This is a genomic window from Pseudomonas sp. TH21, assembly GCF_016651025.1.
Lineage (GTDB): Bacteria > Pseudomonadota > Gammaproteobacteria > Pseudomonadales > Pseudomonadaceae > Aquipseudomonas > Aquipseudomonas aylmerensis.
In genome coordinates this window covers 4,792,188-4,807,856 of sequence record NZ_JAEKEQ010000001.1, presented here as the reverse complement: position 1 = coordinate 4,807,856, position 15,669 = coordinate 4,792,188, and the positions used below count along the sequence as shown (strand labels likewise).

General features: G+C 62.9%; 18 protein-coding genes. All 18 read left to right on the top strand.

The annotated features are described in order from the left end of the window. Positions 1 to 10 precede the first annotated feature (10 nt). The 18 genes from fliF to JFU04_RS21035 all read left to right on the top strand — a co-directional run bounded on the left by fliF (position 11) and on the right by JFU04_RS21035 (position 15,614). Complete coding sequence (gene fliF / locus JFU04_RS21120) at positions 11 to 1,789, top strand: flagellar basal-body MS-ring/collar protein FliF (RefSeq protein WP_201145660.1); 1,779 nt, start codon at positions 11 to 13, stop codon at positions 1,787 to 1,789. Then, a complete protein-coding gene (gene fliG / locus JFU04_RS21115; RefSeq protein ID WP_010208743.1) occupies positions 1,782 to 2,801 on the top strand; it encodes a flagellar motor switch protein FliG in 1,020 nt (339 codons plus the stop codon). Before fliF ends, fliG begins: the two co-directional genes overlap by 8 nt. Before the next feature lie 10 nt (positions 2,802 to 2,811). Then, complete coding sequence (gene fliH, locus JFU04_RS21110; RefSeq protein ID WP_065909803.1) at positions 2,812 to 3,576, top strand: flagellar assembly protein FliH; 765 nt, start codon at positions 2,812 to 2,814, stop codon at positions 3,574 to 3,576. Next, positions 3,566 to 4,924 carry a flagellar protein export ATPase FliI gene (fliI, locus tag JFU04_RS21105; protein WP_201145659.1) on the top strand — a complete coding sequence of 453 codons (1,359 nt, stop codon included), beginning with the start codon at positions 3,566 to 3,568 and terminating at the stop codon, positions 4,922 to 4,924. The genes fliH and fliI overlap by 11 nt, the downstream gene beginning before the upstream one ends. A gap of 3 nt (positions 4,925 to 4,927) precedes the next feature. Then, complete coding sequence (gene fliJ, locus JFU04_RS21100; RefSeq protein ID WP_065909807.1) at positions 4,928 to 5,377, top strand: flagellar export protein FliJ; 450 nt, start codon at positions 4,928 to 4,930, stop codon at positions 5,375 to 5,377. Positions 5,378 to 5,547: 170 nt separating this feature from the next. After that, a complete protein-coding gene (locus tag JFU04_RS21095; protein WP_106803036.1) occupies positions 5,548 to 5,853 on the top strand; it encodes an STAS domain-containing protein in 306 nt (101 codons plus the stop codon). Further along, positions 5,850 to 7,568, top strand: coding sequence for an ATP-binding SpoIIE family protein phosphatase (locus tag JFU04_RS21090; RefSeq protein WP_201145658.1), 1,719 nt, complete (start codon positions 5,850 to 5,852; stop codon positions 7,566 to 7,568). The genes JFU04_RS21095 and JFU04_RS21090 overlap by 4 nt, the downstream gene beginning before the upstream one ends. 30 nt (positions 7,569 to 7,598) lie before the next feature. After that, positions 7,599 to 7,943 carry an Hpt domain-containing protein gene (locus JFU04_RS21085; RefSeq protein ID WP_065909810.1) on the top strand — a complete coding sequence of 115 codons (345 nt, stop codon included), beginning with the start codon at positions 7,599 to 7,601 and terminating at the stop codon, positions 7,941 to 7,943. A gap of 144 nt (positions 7,944 to 8,087) precedes the next feature. Then, positions 8,088 to 9,428, top strand: a complete 1,341-nt coding sequence (locus tag JFU04_RS21080; protein ID WP_106803037.1) for a flagellar hook-length control protein FliK — start codon at positions 8,088 to 8,090, stop codon at positions 9,426 to 9,428. A 223-nt stretch (positions 9,429 to 9,651) separates the two neighbouring features. After that, a complete protein-coding gene (gene fliL / locus JFU04_RS21075) occupies positions 9,652 to 10,152 on the top strand; it encodes a flagellar basal body-associated protein FliL (RefSeq protein ID WP_065909816.1) in 501 nt (166 codons plus the stop codon). Positions 10,153 to 10,161: 9 nt separating this feature from the next. Next, on the top strand, positions 10,162 to 11,130 hold the full coding sequence (gene fliM, locus JFU04_RS21070; RefSeq protein WP_065909818.1) for a flagellar motor switch protein FliM: 969 nt from the start codon (positions 10,162 to 10,164) through the stop codon (positions 11,128 to 11,130). Positions 11,131 to 11,169: 39 nt separating this feature from the next. Further along, positions 11,170 to 11,637, top strand: coding sequence for a flagellar motor switch protein FliN (fliN, locus tag JFU04_RS21065; protein ID WP_003214557.1), 468 nt, complete (start codon positions 11,170 to 11,172; stop codon positions 11,635 to 11,637). 1 nt (position 11,638) lies between these two features. Then, entirely contained in the window at positions 11,639 to 12,079 is a 441-nt protein-coding gene (gene fliO / locus JFU04_RS21060) for a flagellar biosynthetic protein FliO (RefSeq protein WP_065909820.1), read from the top strand. Continuing rightward, complete coding sequence (gene fliP / locus JFU04_RS21055; RefSeq protein WP_016976565.1) at positions 12,079 to 12,822, top strand: flagellar type III secretion system pore protein FliP; 744 nt, start codon at positions 12,079 to 12,081, stop codon at positions 12,820 to 12,822. Before fliO ends, fliP begins: the two co-directional genes overlap by 1 nt. Before the next feature lie 4 nt (positions 12,823 to 12,826). Further along, entirely contained in the window at positions 12,827 to 13,096 is a 270-nt protein-coding gene (fliQ, locus tag JFU04_RS21050; protein ID WP_003214552.1) for a flagellar biosynthesis protein FliQ, read from the top strand. Positions 13,097 to 13,100: 4 nt separating this feature from the next. Further along, positions 13,101 to 13,886, top strand: a complete 786-nt coding sequence (gene fliR / locus JFU04_RS21045; protein WP_065909822.1) for a flagellar biosynthetic protein FliR — start codon at positions 13,101 to 13,103, stop codon at positions 13,884 to 13,886. A 3-nt stretch (positions 13,887 to 13,889) separates the two neighbouring features. Next, positions 13,890 to 15,026, top strand: coding sequence for a flagellar biosynthesis protein FlhB (flhB, locus tag JFU04_RS21040; protein WP_065909824.1), 1,137 nt, complete (start codon positions 13,890 to 13,892; stop codon positions 15,024 to 15,026). 399 nt (positions 15,027 to 15,425) lie between these two features. Then, on the top strand, positions 15,426 to 15,614 hold the full coding sequence (locus JFU04_RS21035) for a cold-shock protein (RefSeq protein ID WP_242485923.1): 189 nt from the start codon (positions 15,426 to 15,428) through the stop codon (positions 15,612 to 15,614). Positions 15,615 to 15,669: the final 55 nt, after the last annotated feature.

The following is a 15,669-nucleotide window of genomic DNA, read 5'->3' as shown; positions in this document are numbered from 1 at the left end:
GATTTAAGTCATGGCAGAAGCAGTCGTGGACAACGTACCCGCCAAGGCAGACGGCAAGCCGGCGCTGTTTGGCCTGTCGTTCCTGGAAAACCTCTCGGAAATGACCATGTTGCGTCAGGTGGGCCTGATGGTCGGCCTGGCTGCCAGCGTGGCGATTGGTTTTGCCGTGGTGTTGTGGTCGCAGCAACCCGATTACCGGCCGCTGTACGGCAGCCTGGCGGGCATGGATTCCAAGCAGATCATGGAAACCCTGTCGGCTGCCGACATTTCCTACACTGTGGAGCCCAACTCCGGCGCTCTGCTGGTCAAGGCCGACGACGTGGCCCGGGCGCGGATGAAGCTCGCGGCGGCTGGCGTGACCCCGTCCGACAGCAACATCGGTTTTGAAATCCTCGACAAGGACCAGGGCCTGGGCACCAGCCAGTTCATGGAAGCCACTCGCTATCGTCGTGGCCTCGAAGGCGAACTCGCCCGCACCATCTCCAGCCTCAACAACGTCAAGGGCGCCCGCGTGCACTTGGCTATTCCGAAAAGCTCGGTGTTTGTGCGCGATGAGCGCAAGCCAAGTGCCTCGGTACTGGTCGAACTGTTTTCCGGCCGCTCCCTGGAGCCTGGCCAGGTCCTGGCGATCATCAACCTGGTGGCCACCAGCGTTCCTGAATTGAGCAAGTCGCAAATCACCGTGGTCGACCAGAAGGGCAACCTGCTGTCCGACCAGGCTGAAAACTCCGCGCTGACCCAGGCCGGCAAGCAGTTCGACTACAGCCGCCGCATGGAGAGCATGCTCACCCAGCGCGTGCATAACATCCTGCAACCGGTGCTGGGCAACGACCGCTACAAGGCTGAAGTGTCTGCCGATGTGGACTTCAGCGCCGTCGAGTCGACCTCCGAGCAGTTCAACCCCGACCAGCCGGCCTTGCGCAGCGAGCAGTCGACCAGCGAACAACGCACCGCCAGCAATGGCCCGCAAGGTGTGCCGGGTGCCCTGAGCAACCAGCCACCGGCACCGGCCACCGCGCCGCAAACCACCGGTGGCGCTGCCGCGACTGCTGGTGCAGTGCAACCTGGGCAGCCGCTGCTGGACGCCAACGGCCAGCAGATCATGGACCCGGCCACCGGCCAGCCGATGCTCGCCCCGTACCCGGCGGACAAGCGTAACCAGTCCACCAAGAACTTCGAACTCGACCGTTCCATCAGCCACACCAAGCAGCAGCAGGGCCGTGTCAATCGCCTGTCGGTGTCGGTGGTGGTCGATGACCAGGTCAAGGTCAACCCGGCTGACGGCGCGGTTACCCGTGCGCCCTGGAGCGCCGACGAATTGGCGCGCTTCACTCGCCTGGTGCAGGACGCCGTCGGTTTTGACGCCAGCCGTGGCGACAGCGTCAGCGTGATCAACATGCCGTTCTCCGCCGAGCGTGGCGAAGTGATCGCCGACCCGGCGTTCTACACGCAGCCGTGGTTCTGGGACATCGTCAAGCAAGTGCTGGGTGTGTTGTTCATCCTGGTGCTGGTGTTCGGCGTGCTGCGTCCGGTGCTCAACAACATCACCGGCAACGGCAAGAAACAACTCGCGGCCTTCGGTGGCAGCGACGTCGAGTTGGGTGGCATGGGCGGCCTGGATGGCGAACTGGCCAACGACCGCGTCAGCCTCGGCGGCCCGCAAAGCATCCTGTTGCCAAGCCCGAGCGAAGGCTATGACGCTCAGCTGAATGCAATCAAGAGTCTGGTGGCAGAAGACCCGGGCCGTGTGGCCCAGGTCGTGAAAGAGTGGATCAACGCAGATGAGTGATAATCGAGCCGCTGTTGCCAAGCTCACCAAAGTCGACAAAGCCGCTGTATTGCTGCTGTCGCTGGGTGAAACCGACGCCGCCCAAGTGCTGCGCCACATGGGCCCTAAAGAAGTCCAGCGGGTTGGCGTGGCCATGGCGCAGATGCGCAATGTGCACCGTGAGCAGGTCGAGCAGGTGATGAGTGAGTTCGTCGAGATCGTCGGCGACCAGACCAGCCTGGGCGTCGGCTCCGACAGCTACATCCGCAAGATGCTCACCTCGGCCCTGGGCGAAGACAAGGCCAACGGCCTGATCGACCGCATCCTGCTGGGTGGCAACACCAGCGGCCTCGACAGCCTCAAATGGATGGAGCCGCGCGCCGTAGCCGACGTGATCCGCTACGAGCACCCGCAGATCCAGGCGATCGTCGTGGCGTACCTCGACCCGGACCAGGCCGGTGAAGTGCTTGGCCACTTCGACCATAAAGTACGGTTGGACATCATCCTGCGCGTGTCGTCGCTGAACACCGTGCAGCCGGCGGCCTTGAAAGAACTCAACACGATTCTCGAGAAGCAGTTCTCGGGCAACTCGAATGCCTCGCGGACCACCCTGGGCGGTATCAAGCGCGCGGCCGACATCATGAACTTCCTCGACAGCTCGGTCGAAGGCCAGTTGATGGACTCGATCCGCGAGATCGACGACACCCTGTCCGGCCAGATCGAAGACCTCATGTTCGTGTTCAACAACCTCTCCGATGTCGACGACCGTGGCATCCAGGCGTTGCTGCGCGAGGTGTCCTCCGACGTGCTGGTGCTGGCGCTCAAGGGCTCCGACGAGAACGTCAAGGAGAAGATCTTCAAGAACATGTCCAAGCGTGCTTCCGAGCTGCTGCGCGACGACCTCGAGGCCAAGGGCCCGGTGCGCGTCAGCGACGTGGAAACCGCGCAGAAAGAGATCCTCACCATTGCCCGCCGTATGGCCGAAGCCGGAGAAATCGTTCTCGGCGGGAAGGGCGGCGAAGAAATGATTTAAGGCGCCACTCATGTCGAACAAAGATGGGGCTCCCAGCGATCTGATTCGCGCGCGGGATGTCGGCGGGTTCGACATCTGGTCGTTGCCCAGCTTCGATCCGCATGTGCCGGAGCCCGAGCCGGAACCGGTGGAGGAGCCGCCTGCGGAAATGGAAGAAGTGCCGCTGGAAGAAGTCCAGCCACTGACCCTGGAAGAGTTGGAGAGCATCCGCCAGGAGGCCTACAACGAAGGGTTTTCCGCCGGTGAAAAAGATGGTTTTCGCAGCACCACCCTTAAGGTGCGCCAGGAGGCCGAGGCGGCGCTCGCCGTCAAGCTCGCCAGCCTGGAGCGCTTGATGGGCGGCTTGTTCGACCCCATCGCCGAGCAGGATTCGCAGATCGAGAAAGCCATGGTCGGCCTGGTGGAGCATATCGCCCGCCAGGTGATCCAGCGTGAGCTGGTGCTCGATTCCAGCCACATCGAAAGCGTGATGCGCGAAGCGCTCAAATTGCTGCCGCTGGGCGTCGGCAATGTGCGGCTGTACATCAACCCGCAGGATTTCGAACAGGTCAAGGCCCTGCGCGAGCGCCATGAAGAAACCTGGCGCATCGTCGAGGACGCCTCCCTGCAGCCAGGGGGTTGCCGCGTCGAGACCGAGCACAGCCGCATCGATGCGACGGTGGAAACCCGGATCAGCCAGATCATGGCCAAGCTGTTCGACCAACTCCACGAACAAGCCCTGCACCCGGCCGAGCCTGACCTGAGTGTGGACCTGGACGCCCCTGATGCGCCTTGATCGCACCAGCTTCGCCAAACGCCTGGGTGGCTATGCCGAAGCCACTGAGTTGGCTGGCCAGCCGATCCTCGAAGGGCGCCTGTTGCGCATGGTCGGCCTGACCCTGGAGGCCGAGGGCCTGCGCGCCGCCATGGGCAGCCGCTGCCTGGTGATCAACGACGACAGCTACCACCCGGTGCAGGTCGAAGCCGAAGTCATGGGTTTTTCCGGCAGCAAGATTTTCCTGATGCCCGTCGGCAGCCTGGCCGGCATCGCCCCCGGTGCCCGCGTGGTGCCGTTGGCTGATACCGGTCGCCTGCCCATGGGTATGAGCATGCTCGGCCGCGTGCTCGACGGCGCCGGTCGCGCGCTGGACGGCAAGGGCGGGATGAAGGCCGAAGACTGGGTGCCGATGGACGGCCCGACCATCAACCCGCTGAACCGCAACCCGATCAGCGTGCCGCTGGACGTGGGCATTCGCAGCATCAACGGATTATTGACGGTCGGTCGCGGCCAGCGTCTGGGCCTGTTCGCCGGTACCGGCGTGGGTAAGTCGGTGTTGCTCGGCATGATGACCCGCTTTACCGAGGCCGACATCATTGTGGTGGGGCTGATCGGCGAGCGGGGTCGTGAGGTCAAGGAGTTCATCGAGCACAGCCTCGGTGAAGAAGGCCTCAAGCGCTCGGTGGTGGTCGCGTCCCCGGCCGACGATGCACCGCTGATGCGTTTGCGCGCCGCCATGTATTGCACGCGCATCGCCGAATATTTTCGCGACAAGGGCAAGAACGTCCTGTTGCTGATGGACTCGCTCACGCGTTTTGCCCAGGCCCAGCGGGAAATTGCCCTGGCCATCGGCGAGCCGCCGGCCACCAAGGGCTATCCGCCGTCGGTGTTTGCCAAGCTGCCCAAGTTGGTGGAGCGCGCCGGTAATGCCGAAGCCGGTGGGGGCTCGATCACCGCGTTCTACACGGTGTTGTCCGAAGGCGATGACCAGCAGGACCCGATTGCCGACTCGGCGCGGGGTGTACTCGACGGCCACATCGTACTGTCGCGGCGCCTGGCGGAAGAGGGGCACTATCCGGCCATCGACATCGAGGCGTCGATCAGCCGGGTGATGCCGGCCGTGGTCTCGCCGGAGCACATGGCGCGCGCGCAGCATTTCAAACAGTTGTGGTCGCGCTACCAGCAGAGCCGCGACCTGATCAGTGTCGGCGCCTATGTCGCCGGTGGTGATCGCGAGACCGACCTGGCGATCGCCCTGCAACCGCAGTTGGTGACCTACCTGCGCCAGGGCCTCAACGACAAGATCAGCATGGGTGAAAGCGAAGCGCACCTGGGCTCGATCTTCGCCCCGGCGCCAGGCGGCTAAGCCATGGCCAGCACGCGTTCTTCACGTCTGGCCCCGGTGGTGGACATGGCCGAAAAGGCCGAGAAAACCGCCGTGCAGCGCCTGGGGTATTTCCAGGGCCAGGTGCGCCTGGCGGAAAGCAAGCTAGGCGACCTCGAGCGCTTTCGCAGCGAGTACCAGCAGCAATGGATCGAACGCGGCAGCAAAGGCGTTTCCGGCCAGTGGCTGATGGGCTACCAGGGCTTTCTCAACCAGTTGGAAACCGCCGTCGGCCAACAGCGCCAGAGCCTGGCCTGGCACCAGAACAATCTCGATAAAGCCCGCGAGAGCTGGCAAGCAGCGTTTGCGCGGGTCGAAGGCCTGCGCAAACTGGTGCAGCGCTACATCGACGAGGCGCGGGCCATCGAAGACAAGCGTGAGCAGAAGCTGCTCGACGAACTGTCCCAGCGTCTGCCGCGTCAATCCCAATTCTAAAAATGTGACAGCGGGCTTGCTCGCGAAGGCGGTATGTCAGTTTGCATCTGTGGTGCTGGCAGGCTGCTTTCGCGAGCAAATCCGCTCGCGCATTTGATTCGCCGTGTTGCTCAGATCCGCTTCGCCTGCTAAACCTTGTTGCACATTGCCAATGACAAGGAAGCAGTCGCATGTCAGTCGAGTCAGAAGTATCCCTGGATGGGACGAAATTGACGATTACCATCAAGGGGCGGTTCGATTTCGGTAGCCACCAAGCCTTTCGTGATGCCTACGAGCGGTTTTACAAAGTGCCCGAGATCTACGTGGTGGACTTGAAGCACACCACTTATATGGACAGCTCGGCCCTGGGCATGCTCCTGCTGCTGCGTGACCATGCCGGTGGCGATAACGCCGAGGTTCAGGTGATCAACAGTAATTCTGACGTGCGCAAGATCCTCGCCATTTCCAACTTCGACAAATTGTTCGACCTCACTTGAGCGTCCTGGCCCCGGTTCCTGAAGCGCTGAGCATATTGATCGCCGAAGACAGCGCCGCCGACCTGTTGTTGCTGTCGACGATCATCCGGCGTCAGGGCCATCAGGTGCTGACCGCCACCAACGGCGCGCAAGCGGTTGAGGTGTTCGCCCGCGAGCGTCCGCAGCTGGTGCTGATGGACGCGCTGATGCCGGTGATGGACGGCTTTGAGGCGGCCCGCCGCATCAAGCAACTGGCTGGCGAGGCGCTGGTGCCGATTATCTTCCTCACCTCCCTGCGCGAAAGCGAGGCGCTGGCCCAATGCCTGGATGCCGGCGGTGACGACTTCCTGCCCAAGCCCTACAACCAACTGATCCTGGCCGCGAAGATCAACGCCATGGACCGCCTGCGCCGGTTGCAGGCCACCGTGTTGCAGCAGCGCGACCTGATCGCCAGGCACCACGACTATCTATTGCATGAGCAGCGGGTCGCCAAGGCCGTGTTCGACAAGGTCGCCCATTCCGGCTGCATCAATGCCGCGCCGAACATTCGCTACCTGCAATCGCCCTATGCGTTGTTCAACGGTGACTTGCTGCTGGCGGCCTACACGCCGTCCGGCGACATGCACGTGCTGCTCGGCGACTTCACCGGCCACGGCCTGCCGGCAGCGGTGGGCGCGATGCCGCTGGCGGAAGTGTTCTACGGCATGACCGCCAAGGGCTACGGCCTGGCGCAGACCCTGCGCGAGATGAACGCCAAGCTCAAGCGCATCCTGCCGGTGGACATGTTCTGCTGCGCCACCCTGTTGTGCCTGAGCACGCAGCGCCGCGTGGTGGAGGTGTGGAACGGCGGCATGCCCGATGGCTATGTGCATGAAGTCGCCAGTGGCAGGCGCACGCCGCTGCAGTCGCGGCATTTGCCGTTGGGCGTGCTTTCGGCCGACGCTTTTGATGATCGCACCGAAGTCTGGCCCATGGCCTTGGGCGACCGCGTGTTCCTGCTGTCCGATGGCGTGCTGGACACCGCTGACGCGAATGATCAATTGTTTGGCGCCGAGCGTTTGCAGCAGGTGTTCGCCGCCAATCGCGAGCCGGATCGGCTGTTCGAAGACATTGAACAGGCGCTGGCGGCCTTTCGCGGCGAGGCGCGGGATGACGTGAGCATGGTGGAAATCACCCTGCAGCCCGGCCAGTCGTTGCGCGCGACCGGGCCGTTGTATGCCGACAGCGGCCAGTCGTGCCCGCTGGATTGGTCGGTGAGTTTCGAGTTTCGCGCCGAAACCCTCAAGCGCTACAACCCGTTGCCCTACCTGCTGCAGCTGTTGCTGGAGATCCACGGCCTGCGTGAGCAGAGCGGGGCGCTGTACAGCGTGATGGCCGAGCTGTATTCCAACGCGCTGGAGCATGGCGTGCTGGGCCTGGACTCGCGGCTCAAGCGCGATGCCCAGGGGTTTACCGAGTATTACCGCCTGCGCAACGATCGCCTGGCGCAGCTGAACAGCGGTTATGTGCGCGTGCACGTGCAGGTGGTGCCCACCGAAGTGGGCGGCAAGATGACCTTGCGCCTGGAAGACAGCGGGCCGGGGTTCGACGTCGAACAGGTGCTGGCCCGGCCGCTGGATATCGACCGTCTGTCCGGCCGCGGGCTGAGCCTGGTGCGCCAGTTGAGCAGCGATGTACGCTGGTCCGATGGCGGGCGCAGTGTCTGCGTGGAGTTTTGCTGGGGGGCTCTGGCATAATCCGCCGATTCTTGATCAAGGAGCGAGCAAGTGGTTGATATTCATCTGGACCCAGACGTGTTGTCGGGTTTGCAGGAAGTCATGGAAGGCGAGTACCCCAAGCTGCTCGATACCTTTCTCGATGATTCCCAAAAGCGCGTCGAAGCCCTGCGCAAGGCCCGCGACGACGCCAAGGCGCTGGGGCGCATCGCCCATAGCTTCAAGGGCAGCAGCGGCAACCTCGGCGCGGTGCGCCTGGCGCAGTTGTGCCAGCGGCTGGAGGTCGAGTCGGTTGAGTCCTCGGCGGACCTGGGGGCGCTGGTGGATCAGATTGATCACGAGTTTGCGTTGGTGAAGCCGTTGTATGAGTCCGAGCGGCAGCGGTTTGGCGTGTAGTTGGGGGGTGTACGTATCCATCAGCCGTTACCTGAATCACGGATAGGTACACAACAAAACCAAGCCCAAGTAAAACCTGGCCCGACTCTTGCTCTATCTCCCGATACTGCATCCCCGATCCCCATGCAGTGGAGACCTTTACCTATGCCAGTCGCCCCTAATTCGCTCCTTCAGGCTGCCCCCGCGGCCAAGCCTCAAGCGTCCGCCGCCCCGCAGCCGGTTGCGGATGCGGACCCACGGGACAAGGGCCCTGGCTTTGCACAGGTGTTCGCCAACCAAGGCGCCAAGCCCGCGATCAAGGCCGACGACAACTCGGCCAAGCCCACACGGGACAAGCCTTCCGACAACTCTGCCAAGCCTGTCGCCAGCAGCGACAAGCCTGCCGCCAGCACGCCAGCGGTTGCCGATAGCGGCAATACCTTGCCTGCCACGCCGCCGGCCAAGTCCGATGACAGTGCCAGCACCGATGACGACGCGCCGGTCGATCCGACCCTGGTGCAGCAGCCCCCGACCGACCCGGTGGTCGATCCGGCGTTGATTGCCACGGTCACGCCGGTGGTTGTGCCGGTACCGGTGCAAACCCCGGCACCGGCGGCTGCCGCCCAGGACGACAGTGCCCAGCCGGTGGTTGCGGCGCCGATCGCGGCCACCGAGGAAGCCAAGCCGGCGTTTGACCCCGAGGCCGATCCACTGGATGCGATGCCGGCCGTGCGCCTGGCGATGGAGCAGGGCGGGCATGTGTCGGCCAGCAGCCAGGCACCGGCAAAAACCGCCCCGGCGCCGACCCAGGACCAGCCGACGGCTGCGCAGAACTTTGCCGCCGGCCTGGCCAACATGGTCGACCAGCAAGCCACCAAGGACAGCACTGACTCCGGCGGCGAGAAGGCCTTCAGCGGGCTGATCGAAGGCGGTCTCAAGGACCTCAAGGAAGCCAGCAGCGACACGCGCGTCGATGACTTCGCCAATCGCCTTGCCGCGCTGACCCAGGCCGCCACGCCGAAAACCGCCAATGCGCTGCCGCCCACGACCAATGCGCCGCTGGCCATGCACCAGAGCGGCTGGACCGACGAAATCGTCAACCGCGTGATGTACCTCTCCAGCGCCAACCTCAAGTCGGCAGAGATCCAGTTGCAGCCGGCCGAACTCGGCCGCCTGGACATCAAGGTCAACATGACGGCCGACCAGCAGGCCCAGGTCAACTTCATGAGCGCCCACCCGGTGGTGCGTGAAGCGCTGGAAAGCCAGTCCGGCCGCCTGCGGGAGATGTTCGCCCAGCAAGGCATGGGCCAGGTCGACGTCAACGTGTCCGACCAGTCCCGTGGCCAGGAGCAGCAGCAACAGCAGGCCCAGACCCGTGGCGTGAGTGGCACGGGTGGGCGCGGCGGCGACAACGGCGACAATGCCAGTCACGGCGATGTGGCTGAGGCCGTCGCGCCGGTGACGTCTACCGTGATCGGCTCCAGCGCCGTCGACTACTACGCCTGATCCTGAGCCTGGCACAGGCCAAAATGTGGGAGCGGGCTTGCTCGCGAAGGCGGTGTGTCAGTTTGCATGTGTGCTGACTGACACACTGCTTTCGCGAGCAAGCCCGCTCCCACATTTGATTTGCAGTGTTCTCTCTTCCTGAATTACCAGACAACTCTGGCATAACACTTGCTCTTGCCTTTCCGTAGATCTATGAATCCCCGAATAGTGACGGATTATTGGCATGGCGAAGAGCGACGACGCAGCAAAAGCACCCGCAGGCAAAGGAAAGCTCAAGCTTATCCTGTTGATAGTCCTGGGCCTGCTCCTGGCCATCGGCGCCTCGGTGGGTGGCACCTGGTACATCATGCACAGCAGTGCAAGCAAACCGGCACCCGCCGCCGAAACCGCCAGTAACGTCAAGCAACCGGCAATCTTCGAGCCGATGCTCCCGGCCTTTGTCGCCAACTTCAACCAGAACGGGCGTCAACGCTACCTGCAGGTGAGCATCACCTTGCTGGCGCGTAACCAGGCGGACCTGGATGCCCTCAAGGTGCATATGCCGGTGATCCGCAACAACCTGGTGATGCTGTTCTCCGGACAGAGCTTCGACACCCTGGCCACCCCGGTGGGCCAGGAAATGCTGCGCCAGAAGGTCACTGCCAGCGTGCAGGAAGTGGCCCAGAAAGAGCTCGGCAAAGTGGTGGTCGAACAGGCGCTCTTCACTAACTTCGTATTGCAGTAGGATCACGACATGGCCGTGCAAGACCTGCTGTCCCAGGATGAAATCGACGCGCTGCTGCATGGCGTGGACGATGGTCTGGTACAGACCGAAATGGCTGCCGAACCCGGCAGCGTCAAAAGTTATGACCTCACAAGCCAGGATCGCATCGTCCGTGGACGCATGCCGACCCTGGAAATGATCAACGAGCGTTTTGCCCGCTACACCCGTATCAGCATGTTCAACATGCTGCGCCGCTCGGCGGACGTGGCGGTGGGCGGCGTGCAGGTGATGAAGTTCGGTGAATACGTGCACTCGCTGTACGTGCCCACCAGCCTCAACCTGGTCAAGATCAAGCCGCTGCGCGGCACCGCGCTGTTCATCCTCGACGCCAAGCTGGTGTTCAAGCTGGTGGACAACTTCTTCGGCGGCGACGGCCGTCACGCCAAGATCGAAGGCCGTGAGTTCACCCCGACCGAACTGCGGGTGGTGCGCATGGTGCTGGAGCAAGCCTTCATCGACTTGAAGGAAGCCTGGCAGGCGATCATGGAAGTCAATTTCGAGTACATCAACTCGGAAGTGAACCCGGCCATGGCCAATATCGTCGGCCCCAGTGAGGCCATCGTGGTGTCGACCTTCCACATCGAACTCGATGGCGGTGGCGGCGACCTGCACGTGACCATGCCGTACTCGATGATCGAACCGGTGCGCGAGATGCTCGATGCGGGCTTCCAGTCCGACCTCGACGACCAGGACGAACGCTGGGTCAAGGCCCTGCGCGAAGACCTGCTCGACGTCGACGTGCCCCTGAGCGCCACCGTGGCCCGTCGCCAGTTGCGTCTGCGAGATATTTTGCACATGCAGCCGGGGGACGTGATCCCGGTCGAATTGCCGGAAGAAATGATCATGCGCGCCAATGGCGTGCCGTCGTTCAAGGTCAAGCTGGGGTCCCACAAGGGCAACCTGGCTTTGCAAGTGGTTGAGCCGATCAACCGTCGCTGATCCCTAATTTATGAATGTTTGCTCCGCCGAGGACATGTAATGGCTACCGAACACGAAAACACTTCCGCCGAAGACCAGGCCCTGGCTGACGAATGGGCAGCTGCCCTGGAAGAAACCGGCGATGTTGGCCAGGACGATATCGACGCACTGCTGGCGGCCGACGCGGCCACCGCACCGGTCGGCAATCGCCTGCCGATGGAAGAATTCGGCAGCGTGCCGAAGAACAACGACCCGGTGACCCTCGATGGCCCGAACCTGGATGTGATCCTCGACATCCCGGTCTCGATCTCGATGGAAGTCGGCAGCACCGAAATCAACATCCGCAACCTGCTGCAGCTCAACCAGGGCTCGGTGATCGAGCTCGACCGCCTGGCCGGTGAGCCCCTGGACGTGCTGGTCAACGGCACGCTGATCGCCCACGGCGAAGTGGTGGTGGTCAACGAGAAGTTCGGCATCCGCCTGACCGACGTGATCAGCCCGAGCGAACGCATCAAGAAGTTGCGCTGAGATGAAGTATTCGATGGCGGGACTGTTGTCGGCGCTGCCATTGAGCGCCCTGGCGGCTGAGCCGGTCGCGCAAGCGGCGGCTGCGGCGCCAGTGGTGAGCAGCGGCATCGGCGGCCAGTTGACCCAGTTGGTATTGGGGTTGTTGCTGGTGGTCGGGCTGATCTTCGTGCTGGCCTGGCTGATGCGCCGCGTGCAGAACGTCGGGCCGGGCAACGCCCAGGTGATCGAAATGATCGGCTCGCGCGCCCTCGGCCCGCGTGATCGGCTGGTGCTGGTGCAGGTCGGTGGGGAACAGATCCTGCTGGGCCTCACCCCCGGCCGCATCACCCCGTTGCATGTGCTCAAGACGCCGGTGGACGTGGCCCAGACCCAGGCCACCACACCGGAATTCGCCCAGCGCCTGATGGAGTTGCTGGGCAAGGATCAGAAGGATAAGAAGTAATGCGCGTTTTGTTGACGCTCATGCTGTTGCTGGCCGCGCCATTGGCGTTCGGCGCCGACCCGTTGTCGATCCCGGCGATTACGCTGGGCACCAACGCGGCGGGGGCCCAGGAGTATTCGGTCAGTCTGCAGATCCTGCTGATCATGACCGCGCTGAGCTTTATCCCGGCGTTCGTGATGCTGATGACCAGTTTCACGCGGATCATCATTGTGTTCTCGATCCTGCGCCAGGCCCTGGGCCTGCAGCAGACGCCGTCGAACCAGATCCTCACCGGCATGGCCTTGTTTCTGACGCTGTTCATCATGGCGCCGGTGTTCGACAAGGTGAACCAGCAGGCCCTGCAGCCTTACCTGGCGGAAAAAATGACCGCCCAGGACGCGATCGACAAGGCCCAGGGCCCGATCAAGGACTTCATGCTGTCGCAGACCCGCTCCAGCGACCTCGAGCTGTTCATGCGCCTGTCCAAGCGCACTGACATCGCCACCCCGGACCAGGCGCCGCTGACCATCCTGGTCCCGGCGTTTGTCACGTCGGAGCTGAAGACCGCGTTCCAGATCGGCTTCATGATCTTTATCCCGTTCCTGATCATCGACCTGGTGGTGGCGAGCGTGCTGATGGCCATGGGGATGATGATGCTGTCGCCGCTGATCATCTCGTTGCCGTTCAAGATCATGCTGTTTGTGCTGGTGGACGGCTGGGCGCTGATTATCGGCACCCTGGCCGGCAGTTTCGGCGGAGTGTAGGGCCATGACCCCAGAAGTTGCCGTCGACCTGTTCCGTGAAGCGCTGTGGCTGACCACCATGATGGTCGCCGTGCTGGTGGTGCCGAGCCTGTTGGTTGGCCTGCTGGTGGCGATGTTCCAGGCCGCGACCCAGATCAACGAACAGACCTTGAGCTTCCTCCCGCGCTTGCTGGTGATGCTGATCACCCTGATCGTTGCCGGCCCCTGGCTGGTGCAGACCTTCATGGAATACATCCTGCAGTTGTACGGCAGTATTCCGCAGTTGATCGGCTGACCCGATGCAGTCTTTGCTGGCATTGACCGACACCCAGATCAGCACCTGGGTGGCCTCCTTCATCCTGCCGCTGTTTCGCGTGACGGCGGTGCTGATGAGCATGCCGGTGTTCGGCACCACCCTGGTCCCGCGTCGCGTGCGCCTGTACTTCGCGGTGGCGATTACCGTGGTGATCACGCCGGGCTTGCCGGCCATGCCGCCGGTCAATGCGCTGGACCTCAGCGCGCTGATGCTGATCGCCGAGCAGATCCTGATCGGCGCGTTGCTGGGCTTCTCCCTGCAGCTGTTCTTCCAGGCATTCGTGATTGCCGGGCAAATCATCTCGATCCAGATGGGCATGGGCTTCGCGTCCATGGTCGACCCCACCAACGGCGTGTCGGCAGCGGTGATCGGGCAGTTCCTGACCATGCTGGTGACGTTGCTGTTCCTGGCCATGAACGGCCACCTGGTGGTGTTCGAGGTGCTGACCGAAAGCTTCACCACCTTGCCGGTGGGCTCGGGCCTGGTGGTCAATCATTTCTGGGAAGTGGTCGGGCGCCTCGGTTGGGTGCTGGGCGCCTCGCTGTTGCTGGTGCTGCCGGCAATCACCGCGTTGCTGGTGGTCAACATCGCGTTCGGCGTGATGACCCGCGCGGCGCCGCAACTGAACATCTTCTCGATCGGCTTCCCGTTGACCCTGGTGTTGGGCATGGGGATTTTCTGGGTCGGCCTGGCTGACATTCTCAATCAGTATCAACCGCTGGCGACCGACGCCCTGCAGTTCTTACGTGATCTGGCACGGGCGCGCTGAGCCATGGCCGAGAGCGAGAGTGGTCAGGACAAAACAGAAGACCCCACGGAGAAACGCAAAAAGGACTCCAGGGAAAAGGGCGAGATTGCGCGCTCCAAAGAGCTGAATACCGTTGCGACCATGATGGCCGGCGCGGGCGGCCTGCTGATTTACGGCGGCGGCCTGGCGTTGGACTTGCTGGAGTTGATGAAGCACAACTTCACCTTGCCACGCGAGGTGCTGCTCAATCCCGATTCGATGGGTCAATACCTGCTGCACTCGGGCAAAATCGCGATCCTGGCGGTGCAGCCGATTCTGATCACTTTGCTACTGGCCGCCTTGATCGGCCCGGTCGCCCTGGGCGGCTGGTTGTTCGCCGCCGGCAGCATGGCGCCCAAGTTCAGCCGGATGAACCCGGCGGCCGGGCTCAAGCGCATGTTTTCCGCCAAGGCGCTGGTGGAGCTGCTCAAGGCGTTGGCCAAGTTCATCCTGATTCTGTTCGTGGCCTTGACGGTGTTGTCGTCGGATATCGACGATTTGCTGCGCATCGCCCACGAACCGCTGGAGTCGGCAATCATCCACAGTGTGCAGGTGGTCGGCTGGAGTGCGCTGTGGATGGCGGCCGGGTTGATCATCATCGCGGCGGTGGATGCGCCGATCCAGCTCTGGGAAAGCCACAAGAAACTGCTGATGACCAAGCAGGAAGTGCGCGACGAACACAAGGACCAAGAGGGTCGCCCCGAGGTCAAGCAGCGCATTCGCCAGCTGCAGCGGGAAATGTCGCAGCGCAAGATGATGGCCTCGGTGCCCGACGCCGACGTGGTCATCACCAACCCGACGCACTACGCCGTGGCCCTCAAGTACGACCCGGAGAAGGGTGGCGCGCCGATGCTGCTGGCCAAGGGCAGCGACTTCACCGCGCTTAAAATCCGCGAAATCGCCGTGGCCAACGACATCCTGCTGCTGGAGTCGCCGGAGCTGGCGCGATCGATCTTCTACTCCACTGACCTCGACCAGGAAATCCCCGCCGGGCTGTACCTGGCCGTGGCCCAGGTGTTGGCGTATGTCTATCAGATTCGCCAGTACCGCGCGGGCAAAGGCAAGCGGCCCGATCCGCTCAAGGACCTGCCCATTCCGCCGGAGCTGCGCCGCGATTCCTGACTGCTCGGCTGATGCGCGCTTTGTGGTGAGCGGGCTTGTTGTGGGTAGCGGGCTTTTTGTGGTGATAAGGCTTGTCGTGGCGAGCGGGCTTCTTGTGGTGAGCGGGCTTGCCCCGCGTTGGAGTGCGAAGCGCTCCCAATCCAGCCACCGCGGTCCAATAGTCAGACCGAGTCGCCAGGTTTCAGGGCTGCTTCGCAGCCCAACGCGGGGCAAGCCCGCTCACCACAGTGAGTGCGTTCGCTACAACAAGCCCGCCCGCCTCATCCGCTACCACTCGTCGGCAACCCTCGTCTACCTGTCAACTTTGACAGTAGCCAGCGCCGTCCTCTCGCGCTTCCATGGCTCCCTACTGTGCACAGGTCATCCAGCGATGCAGAGGGCGTAGTGATGGAAGCGGTGATGGGAACGATCAAATCCTACAGCCGAAAAACCGGAAAAGGCCTGATTGCGCTGGATGGCGATGACGAGCCGGTGCATGTGGATCGCACCAGCTCAGCCGGCATCTGGCTCAAGAAAGGCTTGCGCGTGCAGTTCGTGAGGATCCATTGCCCTCAAGGGGTGTATGCGTTCCATATCAAACTTATCTAGCGGCATGCATGCCTGGCTGTTGGCGGTGTGTCCACCGACCAATAAATGTGGAAGC

Bases quoted from the DNA above. Each gene is read 5' to 3' on its own strand.
- fliH (WP_065909803.1), top strand. From the start codon at position 2,812: ATGTCGAACAAAGATGGGGCTCCCAGCGATCTGATTCGCGCGCGGGAT.
- fliI (WP_201145659.1), top strand. From the start codon at position 3,566: ATGCGCCTTGATCGCACCAGCTTCGCCAAACGCCTGGGTGGCTATGCC.
- fliM (WP_065909818.1), top strand. From the start codon at position 10,162: ATGGCCGTGCAAGACCTGCTGTCCCAGGATGAAATCGACGCGCTGCTG.
- fliF (WP_201145660.1), top strand. From the start codon at position 11: ATGGCAGAAGCAGTCGTGGACAACGTACCCGCCAAGGCAGACGGCAAG.
- JFU04_RS21035 (WP_242485923.1), top strand. From the start codon at position 15,426: ATGGGAACGATCAAATCCTACAGCCGAAAAACCGGAAAAGGCCTGATT.
- fliL (WP_065909816.1), top strand. From the start codon at position 9,652: ATGGCGAAGAGCGACGACGCAGCAAAAGCACCCGCAGGCAAAGGAAAG.
- fliO (WP_065909820.1), top strand. From the start codon at position 11,639: ATGAAGTATTCGATGGCGGGACTGTTGTCGGCGCTGCCATTGAGCGCC.
- fliP (WP_016976565.1), top strand. From the start codon at position 12,079: ATGCGCGTTTTGTTGACGCTCATGCTGTTGCTGGCCGCGCCATTGGCG.
- flhB (WP_065909824.1), top strand. From the start codon at position 13,890: ATGGCCGAGAGCGAGAGTGGTCAGGACAAAACAGAAGACCCCACGGAG.
- fliJ (WP_065909807.1), top strand. From the start codon at position 4,928: ATGGCCAGCACGCGTTCTTCACGTCTGGCCCCGGTGGTGGACATGGCC.
- fliG (WP_010208743.1), top strand. From the start codon at position 1,782: ATGAGTGATAATCGAGCCGCTGTTGCCAAGCTCACCAAAGTCGACAAA.
- JFU04_RS21095 (WP_106803036.1), top strand. From the start codon at position 5,548: ATGTCAGTCGAGTCAGAAGTATCCCTGGATGGGACGAAATTGACGATT.
- JFU04_RS21080 (WP_106803037.1), top strand. From the start codon at position 8,088: ATGCCAGTCGCCCCTAATTCGCTCCTTCAGGCTGCCCCCGCGGCCAAG.
- fliR (WP_065909822.1), top strand. From the start codon at position 13,101: ATGCAGTCTTTGCTGGCATTGACCGACACCCAGATCAGCACCTGGGTG.
- fliQ (WP_003214552.1), top strand. From the start codon at position 12,827: ATGACCCCAGAAGTTGCCGTCGACCTGTTCCGTGAAGCGCTGTGGCTG.
- fliN (WP_003214557.1), top strand. From the start codon at position 11,170: ATGGCTACCGAACACGAAAACACTTCCGCCGAAGACCAGGCCCTGGCT.